At 61.1% G+C, this 15297-nt stretch carries 30 protein-coding genes and 1 riboswitch; of the genes, 25 read left to right on the top strand and 5 right to left on the bottom strand.

Features of this window, described 5'->3' with window-relative positions:
• Positions 1 to 113: 113 nt before the first annotated feature.
• From AC3YOG_RS10465 to AC3YOG_RS10480, 4 genes are all read right to left on the bottom strand, one after another.
• On the bottom strand, positions 114 to 284 hold the full coding sequence (locus AC3YOG_RS10465) for a hypothetical protein (protein ID WP_489935012.1): 171 nt from the start codon (positions 282 to 284) through the stop codon (positions 114 to 116).
• On the bottom strand, positions 281 to 1018 hold the full coding sequence (locus AC3YOG_RS10470) for a ParB/RepB/Spo0J family partition protein (RefSeq protein ID WP_489935013.1): 738 nt from the start codon (positions 1016 to 1018) through the stop codon (positions 281 to 283). The genes AC3YOG_RS10465 and AC3YOG_RS10470 overlap by 4 nt, the downstream gene beginning before the upstream one ends.
• A 6-nt stretch (positions 1019 to 1024) precedes the next feature.
• Positions 1025 to 1981, bottom strand: coding sequence for a hypothetical protein (locus AC3YOG_RS10475; protein ID WP_489935014.1), 957 nt, complete (start codon positions 1979 to 1981; stop codon positions 1025 to 1027).
• A 92-nt stretch (positions 1982 to 2073) separates the two neighbouring features.
• Positions 2074 to 2310: a transcriptional regulator gene (locus tag AC3YOG_RS10480; protein WP_489935015.1), complete on the bottom strand. Its 237-nt coding sequence runs from the start codon at positions 2308 to 2310 to the stop codon at positions 2074 to 2076.
• Positions 2311 to 2393: 83 nt separating this feature from the next.
• Between AC3YOG_RS10480 and AC3YOG_RS10485 the strand changes: the two genes are divergently transcribed.
• The 25 genes from AC3YOG_RS10485 (at position 2394) to purU (ending at position 14821) form a co-directional block, all read left to right on the top strand.
• Positions 2394 to 2984, top strand: a complete 591-nt coding sequence (locus AC3YOG_RS10485) for an XRE family transcriptional regulator (RefSeq protein WP_489935016.1) — start codon at positions 2394 to 2396, stop codon at positions 2982 to 2984.
• Positions 2981 to 3175 (top strand): hypothetical protein, encoded by a 195-nt coding sequence (locus AC3YOG_RS10490; RefSeq protein ID WP_489935017.1) that lies wholly within the window; start codon positions 2981 to 2983, stop codon positions 3173 to 3175. Before AC3YOG_RS10485 ends, AC3YOG_RS10490 begins: the two co-directional genes overlap by 4 nt.
• Positions 3176 to 3452: 277 nt before the next feature.
• Positions 3453 to 3767, top strand: a complete 315-nt coding sequence (locus tag AC3YOG_RS10495; protein WP_489935018.1) for a hypothetical protein — start codon at positions 3453 to 3455, stop codon at positions 3765 to 3767.
• Positions 3768 to 3922: 155 nt separating this feature from the next.
• Positions 3923 to 4132, top strand: coding sequence for a hypothetical protein (locus AC3YOG_RS10500; RefSeq protein ID WP_489935019.1), 210 nt, complete (start codon positions 3923 to 3925; stop codon positions 4130 to 4132).
• A gap of 25 nt (positions 4133 to 4157) precedes the next feature.
• A complete protein-coding gene (locus tag AC3YOG_RS10505; protein ID WP_489935020.1) occupies positions 4158 to 4589 on the top strand; it encodes a hypothetical protein in 432 nt (143 codons plus the stop codon).
• Positions 4590 to 4591: 2 nt separating this feature from the next.
• On the top strand, positions 4592 to 4792 hold the full coding sequence (locus AC3YOG_RS10510) for a hypothetical protein (protein WP_489935021.1): 201 nt from the start codon (positions 4592 to 4594) through the stop codon (positions 4790 to 4792).
• Positions 4792 to 5013: a hypothetical protein gene (locus tag AC3YOG_RS10515; protein ID WP_489935022.1), complete on the top strand. Its 222-nt coding sequence runs from the start codon at positions 4792 to 4794 to the stop codon at positions 5011 to 5013. Before AC3YOG_RS10510 ends, AC3YOG_RS10515 begins: the two co-directional genes overlap by 1 nt.
• A complete protein-coding gene (locus AC3YOG_RS10520) occupies positions 5010 to 5279 on the top strand; it encodes a hypothetical protein (protein WP_489935023.1) in 270 nt (89 codons plus the stop codon). The genes AC3YOG_RS10515 and AC3YOG_RS10520 overlap by 4 nt, the downstream gene beginning before the upstream one ends.
• A complete protein-coding gene (locus AC3YOG_RS10525; RefSeq protein ID WP_489935024.1) occupies positions 5276 to 5434 on the top strand; it encodes a hypothetical protein in 159 nt (52 codons plus the stop codon). The genes AC3YOG_RS10520 and AC3YOG_RS10525 overlap by 4 nt, the downstream gene beginning before the upstream one ends.
• The gene (locus AC3YOG_RS10530; RefSeq protein WP_489935025.1) at positions 5425 to 6333 is read left to right on the top strand and encodes an ATP-binding protein; all 909 of its coding nucleotides are present in this window, start codon (positions 5425 to 5427) and stop codon (positions 6331 to 6333) included. Before AC3YOG_RS10525 ends, AC3YOG_RS10530 begins: the two co-directional genes overlap by 10 nt.
• A gap of 2 nt (positions 6334 to 6335) precedes the next feature.
• On the top strand, positions 6336 to 6947 hold the full coding sequence (locus AC3YOG_RS10535; protein WP_489935026.1) for a hypothetical protein: 612 nt from the start codon (positions 6336 to 6338) through the stop codon (positions 6945 to 6947).
• 74 nt (positions 6948 to 7021) lie between these two features.
• Positions 7022 to 7237 (top strand): hypothetical protein, encoded by a 216-nt coding sequence (locus AC3YOG_RS10540; protein ID WP_489935027.1) that lies wholly within the window; start codon positions 7022 to 7024, stop codon positions 7235 to 7237.
• 3 nt (positions 7238 to 7240) lie between these two features.
• Positions 7241 to 7702, top strand: coding sequence for a NinB/YbcN family protein (locus AC3YOG_RS10545; RefSeq protein ID WP_489935028.1), 462 nt, complete (start codon positions 7241 to 7243; stop codon positions 7700 to 7702).
• A complete protein-coding gene (locus tag AC3YOG_RS10550; protein ID WP_489935029.1) occupies positions 7699 to 8049 on the top strand; it encodes a DUF2493 domain-containing protein in 351 nt (116 codons plus the stop codon). Before AC3YOG_RS10545 ends, AC3YOG_RS10550 begins: the two co-directional genes overlap by 4 nt.
• On the top strand, positions 8042 to 8461 hold the full coding sequence (locus tag AC3YOG_RS10555; RefSeq protein ID WP_489935030.1) for an HNH endonuclease signature motif containing protein: 420 nt from the start codon (positions 8042 to 8044) through the stop codon (positions 8459 to 8461). Before AC3YOG_RS10550 ends, AC3YOG_RS10555 begins: the two co-directional genes overlap by 8 nt.
• A complete protein-coding gene (locus AC3YOG_RS10560; protein ID WP_489935031.1) occupies positions 8458 to 8811 on the top strand; it encodes a hypothetical protein in 354 nt (117 codons plus the stop codon). The genes AC3YOG_RS10555 and AC3YOG_RS10560 overlap by 4 nt, the downstream gene beginning before the upstream one ends.
• Complete coding sequence (locus AC3YOG_RS10565) at positions 8811 to 9215, top strand: hypothetical protein (RefSeq protein WP_489935032.1); 405 nt, start codon at positions 8811 to 8813, stop codon at positions 9213 to 9215. Before AC3YOG_RS10560 ends, AC3YOG_RS10565 begins: the two co-directional genes overlap by 1 nt.
• Positions 9208 to 10197, top strand: coding sequence for a hypothetical protein (locus tag AC3YOG_RS10570; RefSeq protein WP_489935033.1), 990 nt, complete (start codon positions 9208 to 9210; stop codon positions 10195 to 10197). The genes AC3YOG_RS10565 and AC3YOG_RS10570 overlap by 8 nt, the downstream gene beginning before the upstream one ends.
• The gene (locus AC3YOG_RS10575) at positions 10194 to 10661 is read left to right on the top strand and encodes a hypothetical protein (protein WP_489935034.1); all 468 of its coding nucleotides are present in this window, start codon (positions 10194 to 10196) and stop codon (positions 10659 to 10661) included. Before AC3YOG_RS10570 ends, AC3YOG_RS10575 begins: the two co-directional genes overlap by 4 nt.
• Positions 10658 to 10843 carry a hypothetical protein gene (locus tag AC3YOG_RS10580; RefSeq protein WP_489935035.1) on the top strand — a complete coding sequence of 62 codons (186 nt, stop codon included), beginning with the start codon at positions 10658 to 10660 and terminating at the stop codon, positions 10841 to 10843. Before AC3YOG_RS10575 ends, AC3YOG_RS10580 begins: the two co-directional genes overlap by 4 nt.
• Entirely contained in the window at positions 10840 to 11109 is a 270-nt protein-coding gene (locus tag AC3YOG_RS10585; RefSeq protein WP_489935036.1) for a hypothetical protein, read from the top strand. Before AC3YOG_RS10580 ends, AC3YOG_RS10585 begins: the two co-directional genes overlap by 4 nt.
• 55 nt (positions 11110 to 11164) lie before the next feature.
• A complete protein-coding gene (locus AC3YOG_RS10590; RefSeq protein ID WP_489935037.1) occupies positions 11165 to 11506 on the top strand; it encodes a helix-turn-helix domain-containing protein in 342 nt (113 codons plus the stop codon).
• Complete coding sequence (locus AC3YOG_RS10595) at positions 11503 to 12426, top strand: tyrosine-type recombinase/integrase (protein WP_489935038.1); 924 nt, start codon at positions 11503 to 11505, stop codon at positions 12424 to 12426. The genes AC3YOG_RS10590 and AC3YOG_RS10595 overlap by 4 nt, the downstream gene beginning before the upstream one ends.
• A gap of 222 nt (positions 12427 to 12648) precedes the next feature.
• A riboswitch (FMN riboswitch) is annotated at positions 12649 to 12789 on the top strand.
• 168 nt (positions 12790 to 12957) lie between these two features.
• Entirely contained in the window at positions 12958 to 13812 is an 855-nt protein-coding gene (locus AC3YOG_RS10600; protein WP_489935273.1) for a DMT family transporter, read from the top strand.
• 139 nt (positions 13813 to 13951) lie between these two features.
• Positions 13952 to 14821 carry a formyltetrahydrofolate deformylase gene (gene purU, locus AC3YOG_RS10605; protein WP_489935039.1) on the top strand — a complete coding sequence of 290 codons (870 nt, stop codon included), beginning with the start codon at positions 13952 to 13954 and terminating at the stop codon, positions 14819 to 14821.
• Between the two features lies 1 nt (position 14822).
• Here the strand turns inward: purU and AC3YOG_RS10610 are convergent, their stop codons facing one another.
• Positions 14823 to 15278, bottom strand: coding sequence for a MerR family transcriptional regulator (locus AC3YOG_RS10610; protein ID WP_127752533.1), 456 nt, complete (start codon positions 15276 to 15278; stop codon positions 14823 to 14825).
• Between the last annotated feature and the right edge of the window lie 19 nt (positions 15279 to 15297).

Genomic DNA, 15297 nt, shown 5'->3' on the forward strand with positions numbered 1-15297 from the left:
AGGAAGCGGCGCAGCGAAGGATCGCGCCCCTTGCTGATGATCGTGTGCAATTGAGCAAATGGCCTTGGGCGACACCGCCCGGCATGCGCCAGCCATGGATGGTGCGGAGGGCATTACACCCCCGCCGCCAAACGAGTGATGGCCGCAAGGAGGTGGCCGGCCACAGCCACGAGGAGCCACGATGCAACGACCGCCCCGAGGATTGCCCACCCGCGAGGGATGGTATCGAGCGATAGACGGCGGCGTTGGGTGTGGGTGCGGTTGGGCACGCGGAGAGTGGTCATGCGTATCTCCTATCCATGATGGATTGGCCGGTAGCGTTGGTGAGTTCATTGGCAATGTTGGCGGCGCCAGCGGCGTAGAGGTTGGCCTTGACGGCATCCCACCATTCAGCGGGGACGTACTCGGCCAATATCTCGGCAATCTCTTTGGCGGCCCGCGCCTTCACGTCAGCGTCGATCTTGGAGCGGGCGCGCTCGGCCTGCACCCGCTCGGGGTTGAGGGCGCGGCGCACCGTGTCAGCACTTACGCCAGTCTCCGCTGCGACCAAGGAGGCAACGCCCTTGGGCCTATGCCCCCGACCGTCCTCGCGCTTGCTTTCAATCGACGCAGTTTGCGTGGATTGACCGCGCAATTGCATCAGCTCAGCGTATCGGCGGATTTGTTCGTCGCGCTGTTCCTTACTCAGATCGGCGCGGTGCAGGTTTTCCGCGATTTCCCAAAGCTCAGCTTCAACCAGATCGCACTCGCGCACGATGGCCGGGATCTTCGTCTCGCCCATGCGGCGGAATGCTTCGAGCCGGTGATGGCCAGTAATGAGGCCGTAGGCAGTCATCAGCTCGCCGGTGTCGGGGTCAGTGACTTCCTCGACCCGAACCGTGATGGGGGTGCGCAGCTCGATTGCTTTAATCGAGGCCACAAGGCGATTGACCGCCTCATCGTCCAGTGGACGGCGATCACGCACTACAAAGATATCGTCTACCGGGATGCGTTGAACATCGAACGACAAGGCGGCCATGGCTCTTTACTCCGGCTTCGGGAAAGGCTGGCCGCTCGACCACCCCAAGCCCGCGAGGGAGCCCGACTTGCCGCGCAACCACAGGTTCCAGGCTTGGATGATGGCACCCGTCACCATGACGCCTTTGATGCCGGGGTGAGCGCGGCCGACGATATCCCCGCTCATCAGCCCGTCGCGCAGAACAAGAACCGGACTGCGCCGCTGCGACACGTTCCCGTCCTTCATGCCAGCCTGAAAGCTCTCAAGCCTGCGAGCGGACGCGGACAGGGTATCGATCAGGTAAAAGGCAGCGGTGACGGCGGCCGGCGAGGATTTGAGCTTTTTGCCGATCGTGCCGCCGGCGGTGGTGTAGTTTTCAAGATCGGGGTGAGCATCCACCCATTGCTTGACCACATCGTTGGAGAACGATGCGTTGCCCGATGGGTCGGTTTCGATAATCATCACCAGCCGCGCGGACGCCGCCAGCAGAGCGGTGTTCTTGTAGCCTCCGACATGGAGAGTATCGCTGGCGCCACGAATGCCGCCGGCGTCCAGTACGTCGAACACCGAGCGATCCTCGCCAAAAGCCACTGTCATCTGAACAGGGCGAGCGGCGGCGATAATGGCGTGGAGACGGTGCTGGCCGTTGTTCAGCAGACCTTCACGACTGAAGGAAATGCCTTGGGCGGTGAGTTTCCACCGGCCCTCACGAATGGCTCCAGCATAGAGGTTCACCCGAACCTTACGAAGAGCGCGGTTGCCCCGATTACACCGCTCCAAAATGACTTCGGCGGCGGCTGGGGTGATGGTTACGACTTCGGAGAACAGGTTCCCCGGAGCCAGATCGGCGGATTGCTTAAGGCGGCTGTCGAGCCACGCAACGGCGCGGCGGGTGTCGGCCACATCAGCGGCGGAAAACAGGCTAGTGACGTTGCCCGAGTCCATGCTGTCCTTGATCGGCTTGGGCTTTGCAGCTATATTCATGATTGCGAAATCCTGAATTGGGGCAGTGTCAGCTACGGCTGCGCTGCCCTTTCTTTTGGGCGCGTCCGTGGCCGCGATTTGGTTGGCGCAGCTCAAGCCGCTTCCCCTGCTTTGGCGGGGGCCGCCCCAAAGATGTCCGGGCGCAAGTCGTGCTTCGAAACCTTGCCGCCGGTAGCCGCATCGACCTTGAGCGCCATCTCGGCGGTGATGCTGCTCGCCTTGAGCAGGTATGCGATCTGCTGCTGCGAACAGCCCATCTTGCTGGCCAGCTTGGCCTGCGAGCCGAGGTCGTTCACCGCGCGTTGAATGAGGGTCTTAAGCTTTGCCATACAAGGAAACTAGTAGAACTCGCGGCGGCAGTCAACTAGGAAACTTGTGTATCCAGATACAAGCAGTCTGGTAAAATGAGCCGATGAGCAATATCGGCCTTAATCTCAAACGCTTACGCGCTGCCGCGAAGAAATCGCAGGTGCAGCTCGCGGCCGACGCTGGCGTGAGCCAGCAGCTCATCTCCCAGATCGAGAATGGGAAGAACTCCAGCACCAAGGAACTGCCGGCGATTGCCCGCGCCTTGGGCGTGAACGTGGACGAACTCGCCCCCGAGTATGTGGTCTCCATCCCAGAGGATCGCGTGCCGCTGAAAGGTGATATTGGCGCGGGTGCTGAGATCTTGGCTTTGGAGGATGACGGGCACCAGACCGCCCCTGCCCCATCCATGCGCCATCCTACAACTGTGGCGGTTCGTGTGATGGGGGACTCGATGTTCCCGGCCTATGAGCCAGGCACCCTGCTTTATTACTCAAGGCTCTTGCCTCCGGAGAGCATGAGGAACCGGCGTGCTGTCGTGCAGCTGGGCGATGGCCGCATCTTTGTTAAGGTGGTCCGCGCAGGCTCCAATCCCAACACTTGGAACCTACAGAGCCTCAACCCCCTGTACCCCGAAATGGTGGACCAGATCGTAGAGTGGGCAGCGCCTATCGAGTGGGTAAAGCCCCTCGAATGACCGAGGAGCCCCGCAAGCCAGACATCCTCTACCGCCTCCGCTTCTATGCGGATCACGTTGACGATGTGCCAGTGGCCGAACTGGAGGCGATCCTGAAGGAGGCGGCGGAGGGGATCCAGAGCCTACGGAGGCTGGCGGGCGTCAGTGACAAGATATGGCTTGAGGATGTCGAGCCGGAGGGGAATGCTTAATGTCGGAACGAAACGCGTCGTTGGATCTGATAGCCACAGCCAAGCGGGAATTCACGGGAGACACACGACCAGCGACAGTAGAGATGCTGGCCCAAGTTTATGGGCCAGTAGCGGCCTTACTGGACAGCGTGATCACCCTGACTGCTCTCGCCAGACAATCTGATACCAGCCTAGGTCCGAAAGATGAGTGGGAAGACCTCGAGGCTTCGGTGAGGATTGCAGTGAAAGAAATTACGGCGTCACTGATTTTCTTGGTAGAGAGCCGGGGGAAGCAAGATTGAGCCCCGCATCGTTCCCAAAGTTCGCCCATAGCCTTGAAGAGTTCCAGGTAAATTCCGAGGCTCGCTTGAAAGGCAGCGGCGGAGGTGGCAGATATGACGACATGGAAGCACGCGTAAAACGCCTGGAAGATGACAGCAAAGAGATGCGGGCGGACCTCACGGCCATTCGCGTTGACGTTGCCGTTCTGAAAGAGCGCGTCAGCAACTTGCCCAGCAAGGGTTTCATTGTGACAGCCACGATGACCAGCTTGGCGGTGTTCGGCGCACTGGCCGTTTTCGGCCAACGGCTGCTCGGGCTCATTAGCGGCTGACCTAGCCCCCATCTCCAAAGCCCCTAGCCCGCCCTAACCGGCGGGCTTTTTGTTGCGCGTGGTGCCGCTGGCTCGCGCCTACTAGTTTCCTTGTTGACATTACTACTAGTTTGCTTGTAGGGTCTACTCAACAACCGAACACCGGAGTTGAGCAGATGGCCATCAATGACCGCACCGACAAATCCGACAGCCCGAAGTGCAATCAGTGCGGCAGCACCAGTCCCGAGCACGGCTTCACCACGAAGAATGTAATCCACCGTGGTCGCGACGAATGGACGGGCAAGGCCTGCGTGGTCACTAGCCGCTTCACAGTCTGCAAGGGCACTGACTGCGGCGGCAACCTCCAGATGGCCTACGAAGGCTAACCCCTCCCGCCCAAGGAGGGCACCCATGACCACCGACCAGCACACATCCCCGGCAATGGCCCGCGCTCTCGCTGCGATTGTCGAAGAGTTCGACCACAAGCCAGCACGGATGCTCCAGAAGCTGCGCAGCGATACCCGCGCCCGCGCCCTCGACAGCCTGATCGTGTCGCTCGCTGGGCCTCGGCTCGCTGACGGAATGTTCGGCGGCATCCAAATGCTGGTGGGCAACACCTCCTCGCAGCACTGGCGGCAGATGCGCGCCCGCGCCCTCTACATGGCTCGCGAGCACCAGATCATGACGCACCGCCCATCGGTTCGGATGTGGCTCAAGAAGGCCGCCGAACACCGCAGGGAAGAGCTGGCCGCCCGCTACCGGGAAATCAGCTTCCGCAACATGGACGCCATGGATCGTGACCTCTCAGCCATGGCTGAACCCCTCTCACAGAAGGTGGCGTGACCATGGCACAGGCAAGCATCTATCGCCGCCGCAATGGCGAGTACGGGGCGAGGTGCGACGGCGTAGCCGACACTGGCCATACGATCCTGGAGGATGGCGGAAAGTTCACCGTCTTTGAGGATGGCGACGATGAGCCAATCATCAGCAACGCCACCATTGATGAAGCCGAGGAAGCAATCGCCGCGAATTGGAGGTCCAAGTGATGGGCATCCTCACAGCCGCTCGCATCAACACCACCCAGAAGATGATCCTCTACCGGGACTTCGTGATCCAGGAGTCCACCGAGGGCTGGGAATGGACCCATCAGAACTATGGCCGTGGCGTCCCCGTCACCGGCACCGAGCAGACCGTCTTTGAGTGCATCGAGGCCGTCGAGAATTGGCAGGACACCCGCCAGTCCGAACAGAGGGGAGTGGCCGCATGAGCCAGAGCAAGCACACGCGGGGGCCATGGTCCGTAATCACTGACGACTGGAAGCCGTGGGAAGGAGCTATCGGGATCAGCGGCAACGGCGAAACGATCGCATGGACGCCTAGCGGCGGTAACGAACAAGCCGACGCCCATCTGATCGCCGCCGCTCCTGATCTGCTGGAGGCGTTGAAGGCTGTTCGCGCCGAGTGCATGGGCTTTGTGCCGCAGTGCGCCGGCCAGGTGGACGCCGCCATCGCCAAAGCCGAGGGCCAGCCATGACCCTCTCATTCCGAGATCAGCTCATCCAAGCCGCCTGGATTGCAGGGACAGGTGTTCCCAAGGCCGGGGCGCTGCTTGCCTTCCTCTACTTCGTCGCCGGCGGGCACATGGTCCTGCCGCTCAACACCATTCTGGAGACACTGAAATGGCTTTGAAGATCACTCGTGCCGCCGACCCTATCACCGTGGAGCGCCTGAACATGGTGATCTACGGCCCGCCTGGCATTGCCAAGACTTCGCTGGCCTTCACCGCCGACGCTCCCTTGCTGCTCGACTTTGACAATGGCGCGCACCGGGCGGCGAACCGCAAGGACGTTGTGCGGGTTGCCGAGTGGGGTGACGTGGCCGGCATGACGGCTGAGGATCTGGCGCCCTTCAAGACGGTCGTGGTGGACACTGCCGGCCGCGCTCTGGATGCCCTGTCCCAAGACATCATCCGCAGCAATCCAAAGCACGGCCGTGGTGGGGCATTGACCCTGCAGGGCTACGGCGAACTCAAGTCGCGGTTCGGTTCATTCCTCAAGCTCCTGAACAGCTTCGGCAAAGACGTGGTGTTGATTGCTCACATGGACGAGCAGCGCAACGGCGATGACGTTGTGGAGCGCCTTGACGTGCAGGGCGGGTCCAAGGGCGAGATCTACAAGAGTGCCGATGCAATGGGCCGACTGGTAATCCTGAACGGGCAGCGCTGGCTCCGCTTTTCCCCCACCGACGCCGCGTTCGGCAAGAACCCCGGCCAGTTGGAGCCCCTGCAGGTGCCCCACTTTGAGGCTCCTGAGTTCGCCACGTTCCTGGCTGGCGTGATCCAGACCACCAAGGACCGGCTAAACGCCCTCTCCGAAGAGCAGAAAGCCGCGCAGGAGGAGCAGGAGTGGTTTCGTGCCACCTTGCCCAACGTCGCCACCGCCGAGCACCTGAACGGGCTTCTGGTTCGCGCCAAGAACGCTGGCCAAGCCTGCAAGATCATGGTCCGCGACCGCGCCGCCGCGCTCGGGCTCGTGTTCGACAAGACCGCCATGGTCTATGTGCCGGCCAAGCAAGACGAGGCGGCCTAATCATGCTGGCGCGCGTCTCCAACATCGAAGCTTATCGCCGGTGGTTGAACTGGAAGCCCCTGTTCGAAGGGCAGGACGAACCCACGCTTGACGACCTGGTGCGCCAGCTCACCACCGACGAACCCAGCGAAGCGATGATGGCGGGGACGGCGTTCCACGCTGCCATCGAGACGGCTCAGGATGGCGACCATGAAGCCTTCGAGGCCATGGGCTACACTTTCCACCTGCCCGATGCGGAACTCGCCCTGCCCTCGATCCGCGAGCTTCGCGGCTACAAGGATTATGGCGCCCTAAGCGTCACCGGCAAGGTTGATTGCCTACAAGGCAAGGTGGTTATCGACCACAAGACCACCTCGCGAGTGGACTTCGAGCGCTACCTGGAAGGGTGCCAGTGGCGGTTCTATCTCGACATCTTCGATGCCGATATCTTCCGCTGGCACATCTTCGAAATCAAGGAACTGGGGGAGAAGGTCTACGAGGTCAAAGCGCCTCAGACGCTCGAAGCCCGCCGTTACCCAGAGCTTGGCGCCGACTGCGCGCGCCTTGCCGATGAATTCCACGAATTCGCAATTCGCGTTGGCCTGCCGGACTCCCGGCTGGAGGACGCAGCCTAGTTCCCCAACCCCCAGGGACGGCGGGCTTGGGCTGAGAGGTCCAAGTGCTGATAAGGCAACCGCCGATTTATTCAATGATCGTGCAGATAGACGAACTGGAAGTGTTCTTCACCCTGCTCCTGCGGGTGATCGGTGACGCGACCGCCAAGCGAGATCAGGTCATGCTGAACCGAGCGGATGGCATGATGCGCGCGCCGGAGTTCATGGCTCTGACCGAGCGCAAGCAGCAAGCGGCAATGGAAGCCTATGCTGCGGCCGACTGGACCATCAAATACCCGATGGCGGGCTGAGCCATGAGCAGCCGCACCATAAAGACCAAGGACGATATCAAGCTGCTCGCCGTCTATCTCGAAGGCAAGAAGCTCCCCGTCACCGTCGATATCGAGGATGGCCGCGACCGATCCGCCGAGCAGAACCGGCTTTCCCATAAGTGGTACAAGGAAATCTCCGAGCAGACCGGGGAAGCCGTCGAGGACGTGCGCGCGCGGTGCAAGCTGGAAATCGGCGTTCCGATCCTGCGCGACGGCTCAGAGCAGTTCCGCAAGACCTATGACCGGCTGATCCGTCCGCTCGACTATGCCGACAAGCACGCGATGATCCGCGACACCGACATGCCGATCACCCGGCTGATGAAGGTCGAGCAGATGAGCCGGTACATGGATGCGGTGTTCCAGCACCATGCGGAGTTCGGGATTGTTCTGACGGTTCCGCCGGACCGCTTTGCCTTCAACCCAGAGGGGAGGAAGGCAGCATGAGAGTGCTCGTTTGCGGCGGCCGCGATTACCGGAATGACACGAGGCTGTTTGCTGTTCTCGACAAGCTCCATGAGGCGAACGGCATTGACCTTTTGATTGAAGGTGGGGCCAACGGAGCGGACCATCTTGCGTGGGCATGGTCGCAGCTCCGACACGTCGCTAGTCAGCGCTTTGAGGCCGATTGGGAGAACCAAGGCAGCTTCGCCGGCCCTGCCCGCAACAAGCGCATGCTTGAAGAGGGTCAGCCGGATTTGGTTATCGCCTTCCCCGGCGGGCGGGGCACTGCCGACATGGTGCGCAAGGCGCGCAGGGCAGGCGTGGAAGTCGTGGAGATCAGCCATGGCTAGATCCCGAAAAGCACAGGGCTGGGTAGCTAAGCACGACGACCAAGCCGTCCCGGAGTCGGTGCAGCGTCACATTCTCGAACGGCAGATGAACGCTGACGGGCTGATTATCTGCCCCGATTGCGGCAATCCCATCCGCCCAGGTCAGAAGAAAGCTTTCGACCATCAAAAGCCACTGGCCGATGGCGGGGAGCATTCCGAAGCAAACCTTCGCGCCATCCATGAGAGGCCTTGCCACGCCATCAAGACAGTGGTGGAGGCCAAGGCACGGACTAAGGCACGGAGCCAGTTCGCAGCCGTTCATGGCATCAAGCACGCCGGCACCATGCCCGGCTCCCGCATCAAATATTCCCGCGCCCGCGGCGTCTATTACGACCGCTTCACCGGCGAAATCTTGGAGGCTCCCCAGCCATGACCGAACAAACCGCAGCGCATACGCCTTGGACCACGAAAGGCGACGATAGCGACTGGGATATGCCCAGCCATGCCAACGTCGAGGTGTCAGGGGCGGCGCCATTCTTCGATGCACAAGGGGAACTGGTTGGCTTCACCGTTAATGTTGGTTGGAACGACAAGGACGCTGAGCGCCGAGCCCTGATCATCAATGCCGTGAACAGCCACGCAGATATGTTGCACGCTGGCCGCTCGATGATCGCAGCCTTCGATCCCGACGCGATGAACCCCGAGCAGTTCAACGCCTGGTCCGATCTTTCCGCCGCCATCTCCCGCGCCGAAGGCCGCACCGAGCCAAAGGCAGGTGAGTGATGAGTGACATTGCAGCACTGCTGGAAAGGGTGAAGGCGGCGACGGGGCCGGATCGGGAGTTGGATTTTCTGCTGCAAATCCATGTGGTCGATCCGCTTACCGGAACCGAGCCCTACACCCTGCAGGACGTATTGGATGACTATGCTCTGCTTGGCCCAGAAGGCATGGTGATCGACGCGCCTTACACCGCCTCCGTCGATGCCGCCCTTGCTCTTGTGGAGCGCAAGCTGCCGGGGTGGGGTTACGATCTATCGATGATCAATGGGAAGGCACGTGCGGGCATATGGAGGCCCCGCGCTCTTGGCCCAGCGTTCCACGGCTTTAATGACGGGTCGATGCCCCTCGCCATCATCGCCGCCGCGCTTTCCGCCCTCCAAGCCCTCAAGGACTCCAGCCATGAATGAAGAAAATGCCGGGCGCGTGAGCAAGTTGAAACCCTGCCCTTTTTGCGGCGTGGATATGGTGCTCACCGAACGCAACGCGTGGGTACACCCATGGGATGACGACTGCCCTGGGGACATGATCAAGATCCACGCAACAAGCGCGGCAAAAATAGCCGCATGGAACCTCCGCGCCGCAGATCATCCCGCAGTGGTGGTGAGGGACGATGCACCAATCACGACGCCCCTGCGGGAGTCTGAAACCGATCCAGCGTGGTTGCAGCTGATAAAGCTGTTCCAACAGCACGGACAGCCGGAACCACCTGTTCGCCTACGCGACGAACTCGTGAATTTTATGGCGTGGGCTTGGTACGGCCAACGGCTCGCCGCCCTCGCGACAGAGCAAGCCGGTGGTGAGGTGGTGGCGCTAGACGGGGAAGGCTGGGTCTACTGGAACCCTGACAGCGGGGAGGAATATAGCGATAGCCACCCTGTTCGCAGTGGCGAATGCGTAGACGCCGAGCGGATCAGGTCGTCCACGTCGCAGGAGGATTTGCTGTGGTGCGCTATGCAGAAATACTTCACAGAGTTGCACGAATTGCGAACCGCCTCTCCCCAGCCCCCAGCAGCGACAGAGCAAGCCGGTGGTGAGGTGGAGAAAACCAGCCGCGAAGCCGGGCCCGGTTTCGAGTGTGATTGGGATGACGGTGAATATGTCATTCGCTGGGATAGCGGGAAGTTCTTGCACGCCTTCGCCAACGGCAAGGTTGTGGTCACTAATGTGCAGGGCAAGACGTTCGCCGGATACACCATTGACGGGCTCGCCTCACCAGCAGCGACCCAATCTGCCGTGGTGAGCGAAGAAGCGCTCGACAAGGTATTCAGCCCAAACAAGACCTATGGCTATTCCGGCAACCGCATGGAACTGGCGGCCTATATGCGCGGTCGCGAAGACGCACGCAAAGCCCTCCTCGCCGCCCTCTCCAACCCCGGAGCCTCCCAATGAGCACTGATGAGCAGAAGGCAGACGTGGTGGCGTGGAAGTGGCACGATGGGCTGGGTTGGGGCATGTCAGATCGGAAGGAACTCGCTGACCACGCAGCATCTAAAGGTTGGCCGGTAACTCCCCTTGTCCCAGCTACCACCATCACCGCCCTACAGGAGCGCATCAAGGAACTGGAACTGGAGGTAACGAAGGCAAATCGTCTGGCCGCCGACCGTCGCTACATGATGGAAGCCTACCACAGCATGCTAGGCGAGAACGGGCTCAAGATGGCGGCGATCTGGACAGCCAAGCGCGTTCATCGTGTCCATTATTCGTGGGGGCCGGAGGCCTTCAAGATGACCGGCGAAGAGCGGGCCGCTTACATGCTTGAGTTTGAGAACGCGCCTCGCACCATCATCACTGACGTAGACGCGCATTTGGACACCCTCAAGGATAGCGGCAATGGCTCGGAGGTCGCGCGATGAGCAAGGTGGAGGCCGAACGACAGGGCGTGACCAGCGTCAGCTTCGCAGACAAGACCAAGATCAACATCCGCTTTCAGGCCCTCTACGACGAGGGCATGAGGAGGGGAAAACACGGTCACATGGAGACGATCTTCGTCGCCATGCACACCGCCTACGATGAATATCTGAGGAGCGCCAAATGAGCGTAGGTGGCCGCATCATCGAGAACATCGGTATGAATGTTTTGGCGGGGCCTTACCCAGGCGAGCAGCAAGATGTTCGCCGCTTGTGGGTTATGGATCGGAACGGCGATGAAACAGCCGTCTATGCCGAACCTGCCGCCGAGCAATTGAAGCTTGGCGAGGAAATCTGGTGGCAGTCCGGTCAGATCATGGCGCGGGACGACAAGCTCGTCCTTCGCAAGATCGCCTATTCGTTCGATCCTCGTCGGTCGGAGCCCTCCCCATGACCCTAGTGCAACTGCATCTCAAGCCGGGAGAGAAGGGGGGTGGGGAATGCCACTAATGACACCCGCCCAAGTCGCGGACGAGCTTTGCATTTCAGATCGCCAGTTGCGGAAGTTGACGGCCGCCGGTGATTTGCCGTTCATTAATATCGGCGTCGGGAAGCGCGCTGCCCCTCGGTTCGACCCGAGCGATGTGCAGGCATTCCTAGCCGAGCGAAGGAGAGTATCATCCCCGTCTTCAAAAGGCCCGGCCAGAAAACGTACAGCTTCGACTTCCGGTACAAAGGTAATCGGTATTCAGGAGCTACTACTGCAACGTCAAAACCAGAAGCCCTCGCCATCGAAAGGGCAGAGCGCAAGAAGGCCGAGGCCGCGGCAGAAAGAGCCAGTCAGCCCATGAGCGTGAAAGACGCCACGGCACTGTACTATGCCGAGGTGGGGCAGCACCACGCCAATCACGGCACCACGATGGTCAATCTCGGCTGGCTTGAAACCCAGCTGGGCCGCCACCGGATGCTGTCTGCGATCACGGACGCGGATGTGGCGAAGGCTGTAGCGAAACGACGGGGGGATGGTTTGAAGCCCGCCTCGATCAACCGTGGGGTGACGGAGGTTCTGCGCAAGGTCATGACGCGAGCGCGAAAGACCTGGGGCGTCGAAGTGCGCCAGATAGACTGGCGGGCGCATATGCTCAAAGAGCCTGAGGAACGCGTCAGGGAATTAGCCGACGATGAGGAGGAAAAGCTCTTTGCTGCCCTCCGCCCCGACTATGCCCCCATCGTGCGTTTTGCCCTTTTGTCGGGCTGCCGGATGCAGGAGTGCCTAGACCTGACGTGGCGCAACGTGGATCTAAACAATCGCCAGATGCGCGTCAAAGGCAAGGGCAATAAGACCCGCACGGTTCCGATCAGCGACAGGCTGCTCGAGCTACTGATGGGCGAGCGCTCCAACCGCGACCGCATACCTCAGAACGACGAGGCCGTGTTTACCTTCATCGTCAAGCGCGCCGACCATGCGGAACGAGGAAGCCGATTGCCAATCGAACGCGAAGGGCTAAAGGCGACATTCCGGCGGGCAGTGACAAATGCAGGGTTGGTGGATTTCCACTTCCATGACCTGCGCCACACATGCGCGACGCGGCTGCTGCGCAAGACGGGCAACCTGCGGCTGGTCAAAGACCTGCTAGGGCACGAAGACATGAAAACCACGCTGAAATACGCCCACGTGACCACTTCTGATCTGCTGAACGCAATGAACGCCACGGAAAACGCCACAGCAGCTATAGACACAGGCGCTAACAAGTTGGAAAATCAGGGGTGATTTGGTTTGGGGCACTGTTTCCCCCAGACAAATGCGCTACCAGGCTGCGCTACGCCCCGACTGCGCGGAGACATAGAGAATGCTCGTGGCGGAGGCAAGTGTTGATTTGCTTTTGAACAGGCTTGGTGCGTGCGGGGTGGGCGCCGCAGGCACAAGCCTGTCCCCGTCTTGTCTGGGGCGCTCCCCTGCCCTATGTTTGGCGATGCAGGAGATGTTTCCTGCATTCGTTCTCAGGGCGGGGTGTAATTCCCCACCGGCGGTAAGGGGAAACCCAAGCCCGCGAGCGCCCGGCGCAGGTCGGGGTCAGCAGATCCGGTGTGATTCCGGAGCCGACGGTTATAGTCCGGATGAGAGAGAACGGGTCTGGCTATGGAGCTTGAGCTTCGTTGCGGTTGTGCCGCTGCGGGGGGTGAGCGCCATTCCTTCCCGTAAACCCTGAGGTAGCTGGGTCTTACGCGAAAGGATAACTCGTTGAGCCAGATTGCCTCCGCCTCCCCCCGTCGGCAGATTTCACCTTCCATCCAGGGCGCCATGCTGATGCTGGGCGCCGGGATTGCCTATGCGGGCGTCAATGTCGCCACGCCCATTGCCACTTATCAGTTGGGCTTTCCCTCCACCTCTGCCGTGTTCTGGCAATATCTAATTGCGGCGCTGCTCTGCATCCCATTGGTGTGGAACATGGGGCTCAAGGCGCTAAAGACGCGTCATCCCGTGGTGCATCTCGTGCGCATCGTGCTGTCGGCCGCGGGGGCGCAGGCCTTTGGCTTTGCCTTTGCCTTGGGCGTGCCGCTTTGGCAGGTGATCGCGCTCGTCATGACCTCGCCGTTCTTCATTATCCTGGGGGCCTGGTTGTTCCTGGGCGAGCAGGTGCGGTTGCCGAGAATCCTGGCCACGGTGACCGGGTTTGCCGGCGCGATGATTATCCTGCAGCCCTGGAGTTCGGTGTTCACCTGGGCGGCACTGCTGCCGATCCTGGCGGCGGCGCTGTGGGCGGGATCGTCGCTGCTGACCAAATATCTCACTCGGTTCGAAACGCCCGAATCAATCACGCTCTACCTGATGCTGCTGATGACACCCGCCAATGCGCTGTTCCTGATCCCGACCGGGTTGGCCATTCCGGGCGGCGAAGTGCTGTGGCTGATGGTGCTGATCGGGTTCTTGTCGGCGGCAGCGCAATATCTGCTGGCCAAGGCCTATGCGGTGGCCGACGCGACCTATTTGCAGCCCTTTGATGATCTCAAGTTGCCGCTCAATGTGCTGGCGAGCTGGCTCATCCTGTCGCAGGCGCCAGATCTCTGGTTCTGGCCCGGCGCGCTGTTGATCGTAGGGGCATCGCTGTTCATCATGCGGCAGGATAACGGGCGCAGCGTTCCGGCGTCACGCTGAGCCGGGGCGCTACGGCGCCCCGGCCTCTCCCGGGAGGCGATTGATTCGGAATGATTGAGCATTCCGCCGGGAAAGCGTTGTCGATCGTGCCGGGGGGCGCTATCTCCTCGCCAGCCCAAGAACAAGGCGGAGGGAATCAATGGCGCCGACAAGCGAGCAACAAGCTGGATATGTGCTGACCCTAAGCTGCGTGGACAAGCCGGGCATTGTCGCCGCGGTGACCACCGAATTGGCGGCGCTGGGCGCCAATATTGCCGAAAGCAACCAGTTCTGGGATCGCCAGACCGGCACCTTCTTTATGCGACTGGCCTTTGCTGCGCCCGAGGGCGTCGATCGCGATGCGCTGGAGCGGGCGCTACGCGCCCCGATTGCGCGGTTCGGGATGAAGACCACGCTGGTGCCGCTGTCGCGCCGGCCCAAGATCGTGATCATGGTCTCGAAGTTCGACCATGCCCTCCTGCACCTGCTCTACCAGATCCGCGTTGGGTGGCTCGATGCCGAGGTGGTAGCTATCGTGTCCAACCACCCTGAGGCGCAGCGGATCGCCGATAACGAAGGCATTCCGTTCCATCTGTGGCCGGTGAATGCCGGCAACAAGGCCGAGCAGGAAGCCAAGGTGCTGGCTTTGGTGCAGGAAAGCGGCGCCGACCTGGTGGTCCTGGCGCGCTATATGCAGGTGCTGTCCGATACGCTCTCGACGCGTCTCTTTGGCAAGATCATCAACATCCATCACTCCTTCTTGCCCAGCTTCAAGGGCGCGAAACCCTATCACCAAGCCCATGAGCGTGGGGTCAAGCTGATCGGGGCCACGGCGCATTATGTGACGCCGGACCTCGATGAAGGCCCGATCATCGAGCAGGAAACCGCTCGGGTGACCCATTCGATGAGCCCTGAGGATATGCTGGCGGCTGGCCGCGATATCGAGAGCCGGGTGCTGGCGCGGGCCGTCAAGCTGCACCTCGAAAACCGGGTGATGCTGAACGGGCATAAGACGGTGGTGTTCGGCTAGATCAGGTTTCGCGCGCCCGCTCGAGCAGGCGCTTGCATTCCAGGAGTTCGCGCAGCACGTCGGAGAGCTTGTTGCGCGCCTCCTTATCCAGCGCGGGGCTGGCGGTCATCACCGCTTCTTCGATCTCGGCTTCGTCGCCGGCTTCTTCGGCCATCTCGATCATGGGCAAGATGTCTTCCACCGGCTTGCCCTCGCCCACAGCGATGACATAGCGACTACCCTGATCCTTGAGAATGCGCTGGACGCCCTTGATGGTAAAGCCCTGATCATAGAGCAGATGACGGATGCCGCGCAGCAGCAGCACGTCTTCGGGTCGATAATAGCGGCGCCCGCCGCCGCGTTTGAGAGGTTTGATCGTGGAGAATCGCGTCTCCCAGAACCGCAGCACGTGCTGGGGCAGGTCGAGCTCTTCAGCGGCCTCGGAAATGGTCCGGAAGGCGTCGGGAGACTTGTCCAACACACACCCCTTGGCAAAA

The organism is Devosia sp. Z6_126 (assembly GCF_058133495.1).

Coding starts and splice junctions, on each gene's coding strand:
- AC3YOG_RS10585 (WP_489935036.1), top strand. CDS start 10,840: ATGAGCGTAGGTGGCCGCATCATCGAGAACATCGGTATGAATGTTTTG.
- AC3YOG_RS10590 (WP_489935037.1), top strand. CDS start 11,165: ATGACACCCGCCCAAGTCGCGGACGAGCTTTGCATTTCAGATCGCCAG.
- AC3YOG_RS10470 (WP_489935013.1), bottom strand. CDS start 1,018: ATGGCCGCCTTGTCGTTCGATGTTCAACGCATCCCGGTAGACGATATC.
- AC3YOG_RS10465 (WP_489935012.1), bottom strand. CDS start 284: ATGACCACTCTCCGCGTGCCCAACCGCACCCACACCCAACGCCGCCGT.
- AC3YOG_RS10545 (WP_489935028.1), top strand. CDS start 7,241: ATGAGCAGCCGCACCATAAAGACCAAGGACGATATCAAGCTGCTCGCC.
- AC3YOG_RS10580 (WP_489935035.1), top strand. CDS start 10,658: ATGAGCAAGGTGGAGGCCGAACGACAGGGCGTGACCAGCGTCAGCTTC.
- purU (WP_489935039.1), top strand. CDS start 13,952: ATGGCGCCGACAAGCGAGCAACAAGCTGGATATGTGCTGACCCTAAGC.
- AC3YOG_RS10530 (WP_489935025.1), top strand. CDS start 5,425: ATGGCTTTGAAGATCACTCGTGCCGCCGACCCTATCACCGTGGAGCGC.
- AC3YOG_RS10540 (WP_489935027.1), top strand. CDS start 7,022: ATGATCGTGCAGATAGACGAACTGGAAGTGTTCTTCACCCTGCTCCTG.
- AC3YOG_RS10575 (WP_489935034.1), top strand. CDS start 10,194: ATGAGCACTGATGAGCAGAAGGCAGACGTGGTGGCGTGGAAGTGGCAC.
- AC3YOG_RS10480 (WP_489935015.1), bottom strand. CDS start 2,310: ATGGCAAAGCTTAAGACCCTCATTCAACGCGCGGTGAACGACCTCGGC.
- AC3YOG_RS10510 (WP_489935021.1), top strand. CDS start 4,592: ATGGCACAGGCAAGCATCTATCGCCGCCGCAATGGCGAGTACGGGGCG.
- AC3YOG_RS10555 (WP_489935030.1), top strand. CDS start 8,042: ATGGCTAGATCCCGAAAAGCACAGGGCTGGGTAGCTAAGCACGACGAC.
- AC3YOG_RS10505 (WP_489935020.1), top strand. CDS start 4,158: ATGACCACCGACCAGCACACATCCCCGGCAATGGCCCGCGCTCTCGCT.
- AC3YOG_RS10550 (WP_489935029.1), top strand. CDS start 7,699: ATGAGAGTGCTCGTTTGCGGCGGCCGCGATTACCGGAATGACACGAGG.
- AC3YOG_RS10525 (WP_489935024.1), top strand. CDS start 5,276: ATGACCCTCTCATTCCGAGATCAGCTCATCCAAGCCGCCTGGATTGCA.
- AC3YOG_RS10475 (WP_489935014.1), bottom strand. CDS start 1,981: ATGAATATAGCTGCAAAGCCCAAGCCGATCAAGGACAGCATGGACTCG.
- AC3YOG_RS10600 (WP_489935273.1), top strand. CDS start 12,958: ATGCTGATGCTGGGCGCCGGGATTGCCTATGCGGGCGTCAATGTCGCC.
- AC3YOG_RS10485 (WP_489935016.1), top strand. CDS start 2,394: ATGAGCAATATCGGCCTTAATCTCAAACGCTTACGCGCTGCCGCGAAG.
- AC3YOG_RS10535 (WP_489935026.1), top strand. CDS start 6,336: ATGCTGGCGCGCGTCTCCAACATCGAAGCTTATCGCCGGTGGTTGAAC.
- AC3YOG_RS10515 (WP_489935022.1), top strand. CDS start 4,792: ATGGGCATCCTCACAGCCGCTCGCATCAACACCACCCAGAAGATGATC.
- AC3YOG_RS10490 (WP_489935017.1), top strand. CDS start 2,981: ATGACCGAGGAGCCCCGCAAGCCAGACATCCTCTACCGCCTCCGCTTC.
- AC3YOG_RS10595 (WP_489935038.1), top strand. CDS start 11,503: ATGAGCGTGAAAGACGCCACGGCACTGTACTATGCCGAGGTGGGGCAG.
- AC3YOG_RS10560 (WP_489935031.1), top strand. CDS start 8,458: ATGACCGAACAAACCGCAGCGCATACGCCTTGGACCACGAAAGGCGAC.
- AC3YOG_RS10565 (WP_489935032.1), top strand. CDS start 8,811: ATGAGTGACATTGCAGCACTGCTGGAAAGGGTGAAGGCGGCGACGGGG.
- AC3YOG_RS10520 (WP_489935023.1), top strand. CDS start 5,010: ATGAGCCAGAGCAAGCACACGCGGGGGCCATGGTCCGTAATCACTGAC.
- AC3YOG_RS10570 (WP_489935033.1), top strand. CDS start 9,208: ATGAATGAAGAAAATGCCGGGCGCGTGAGCAAGTTGAAACCCTGCCCT.
- AC3YOG_RS10500 (WP_489935019.1), top strand. CDS start 3,923: ATGGCCATCAATGACCGCACCGACAAATCCGACAGCCCGAAGTGCAAT.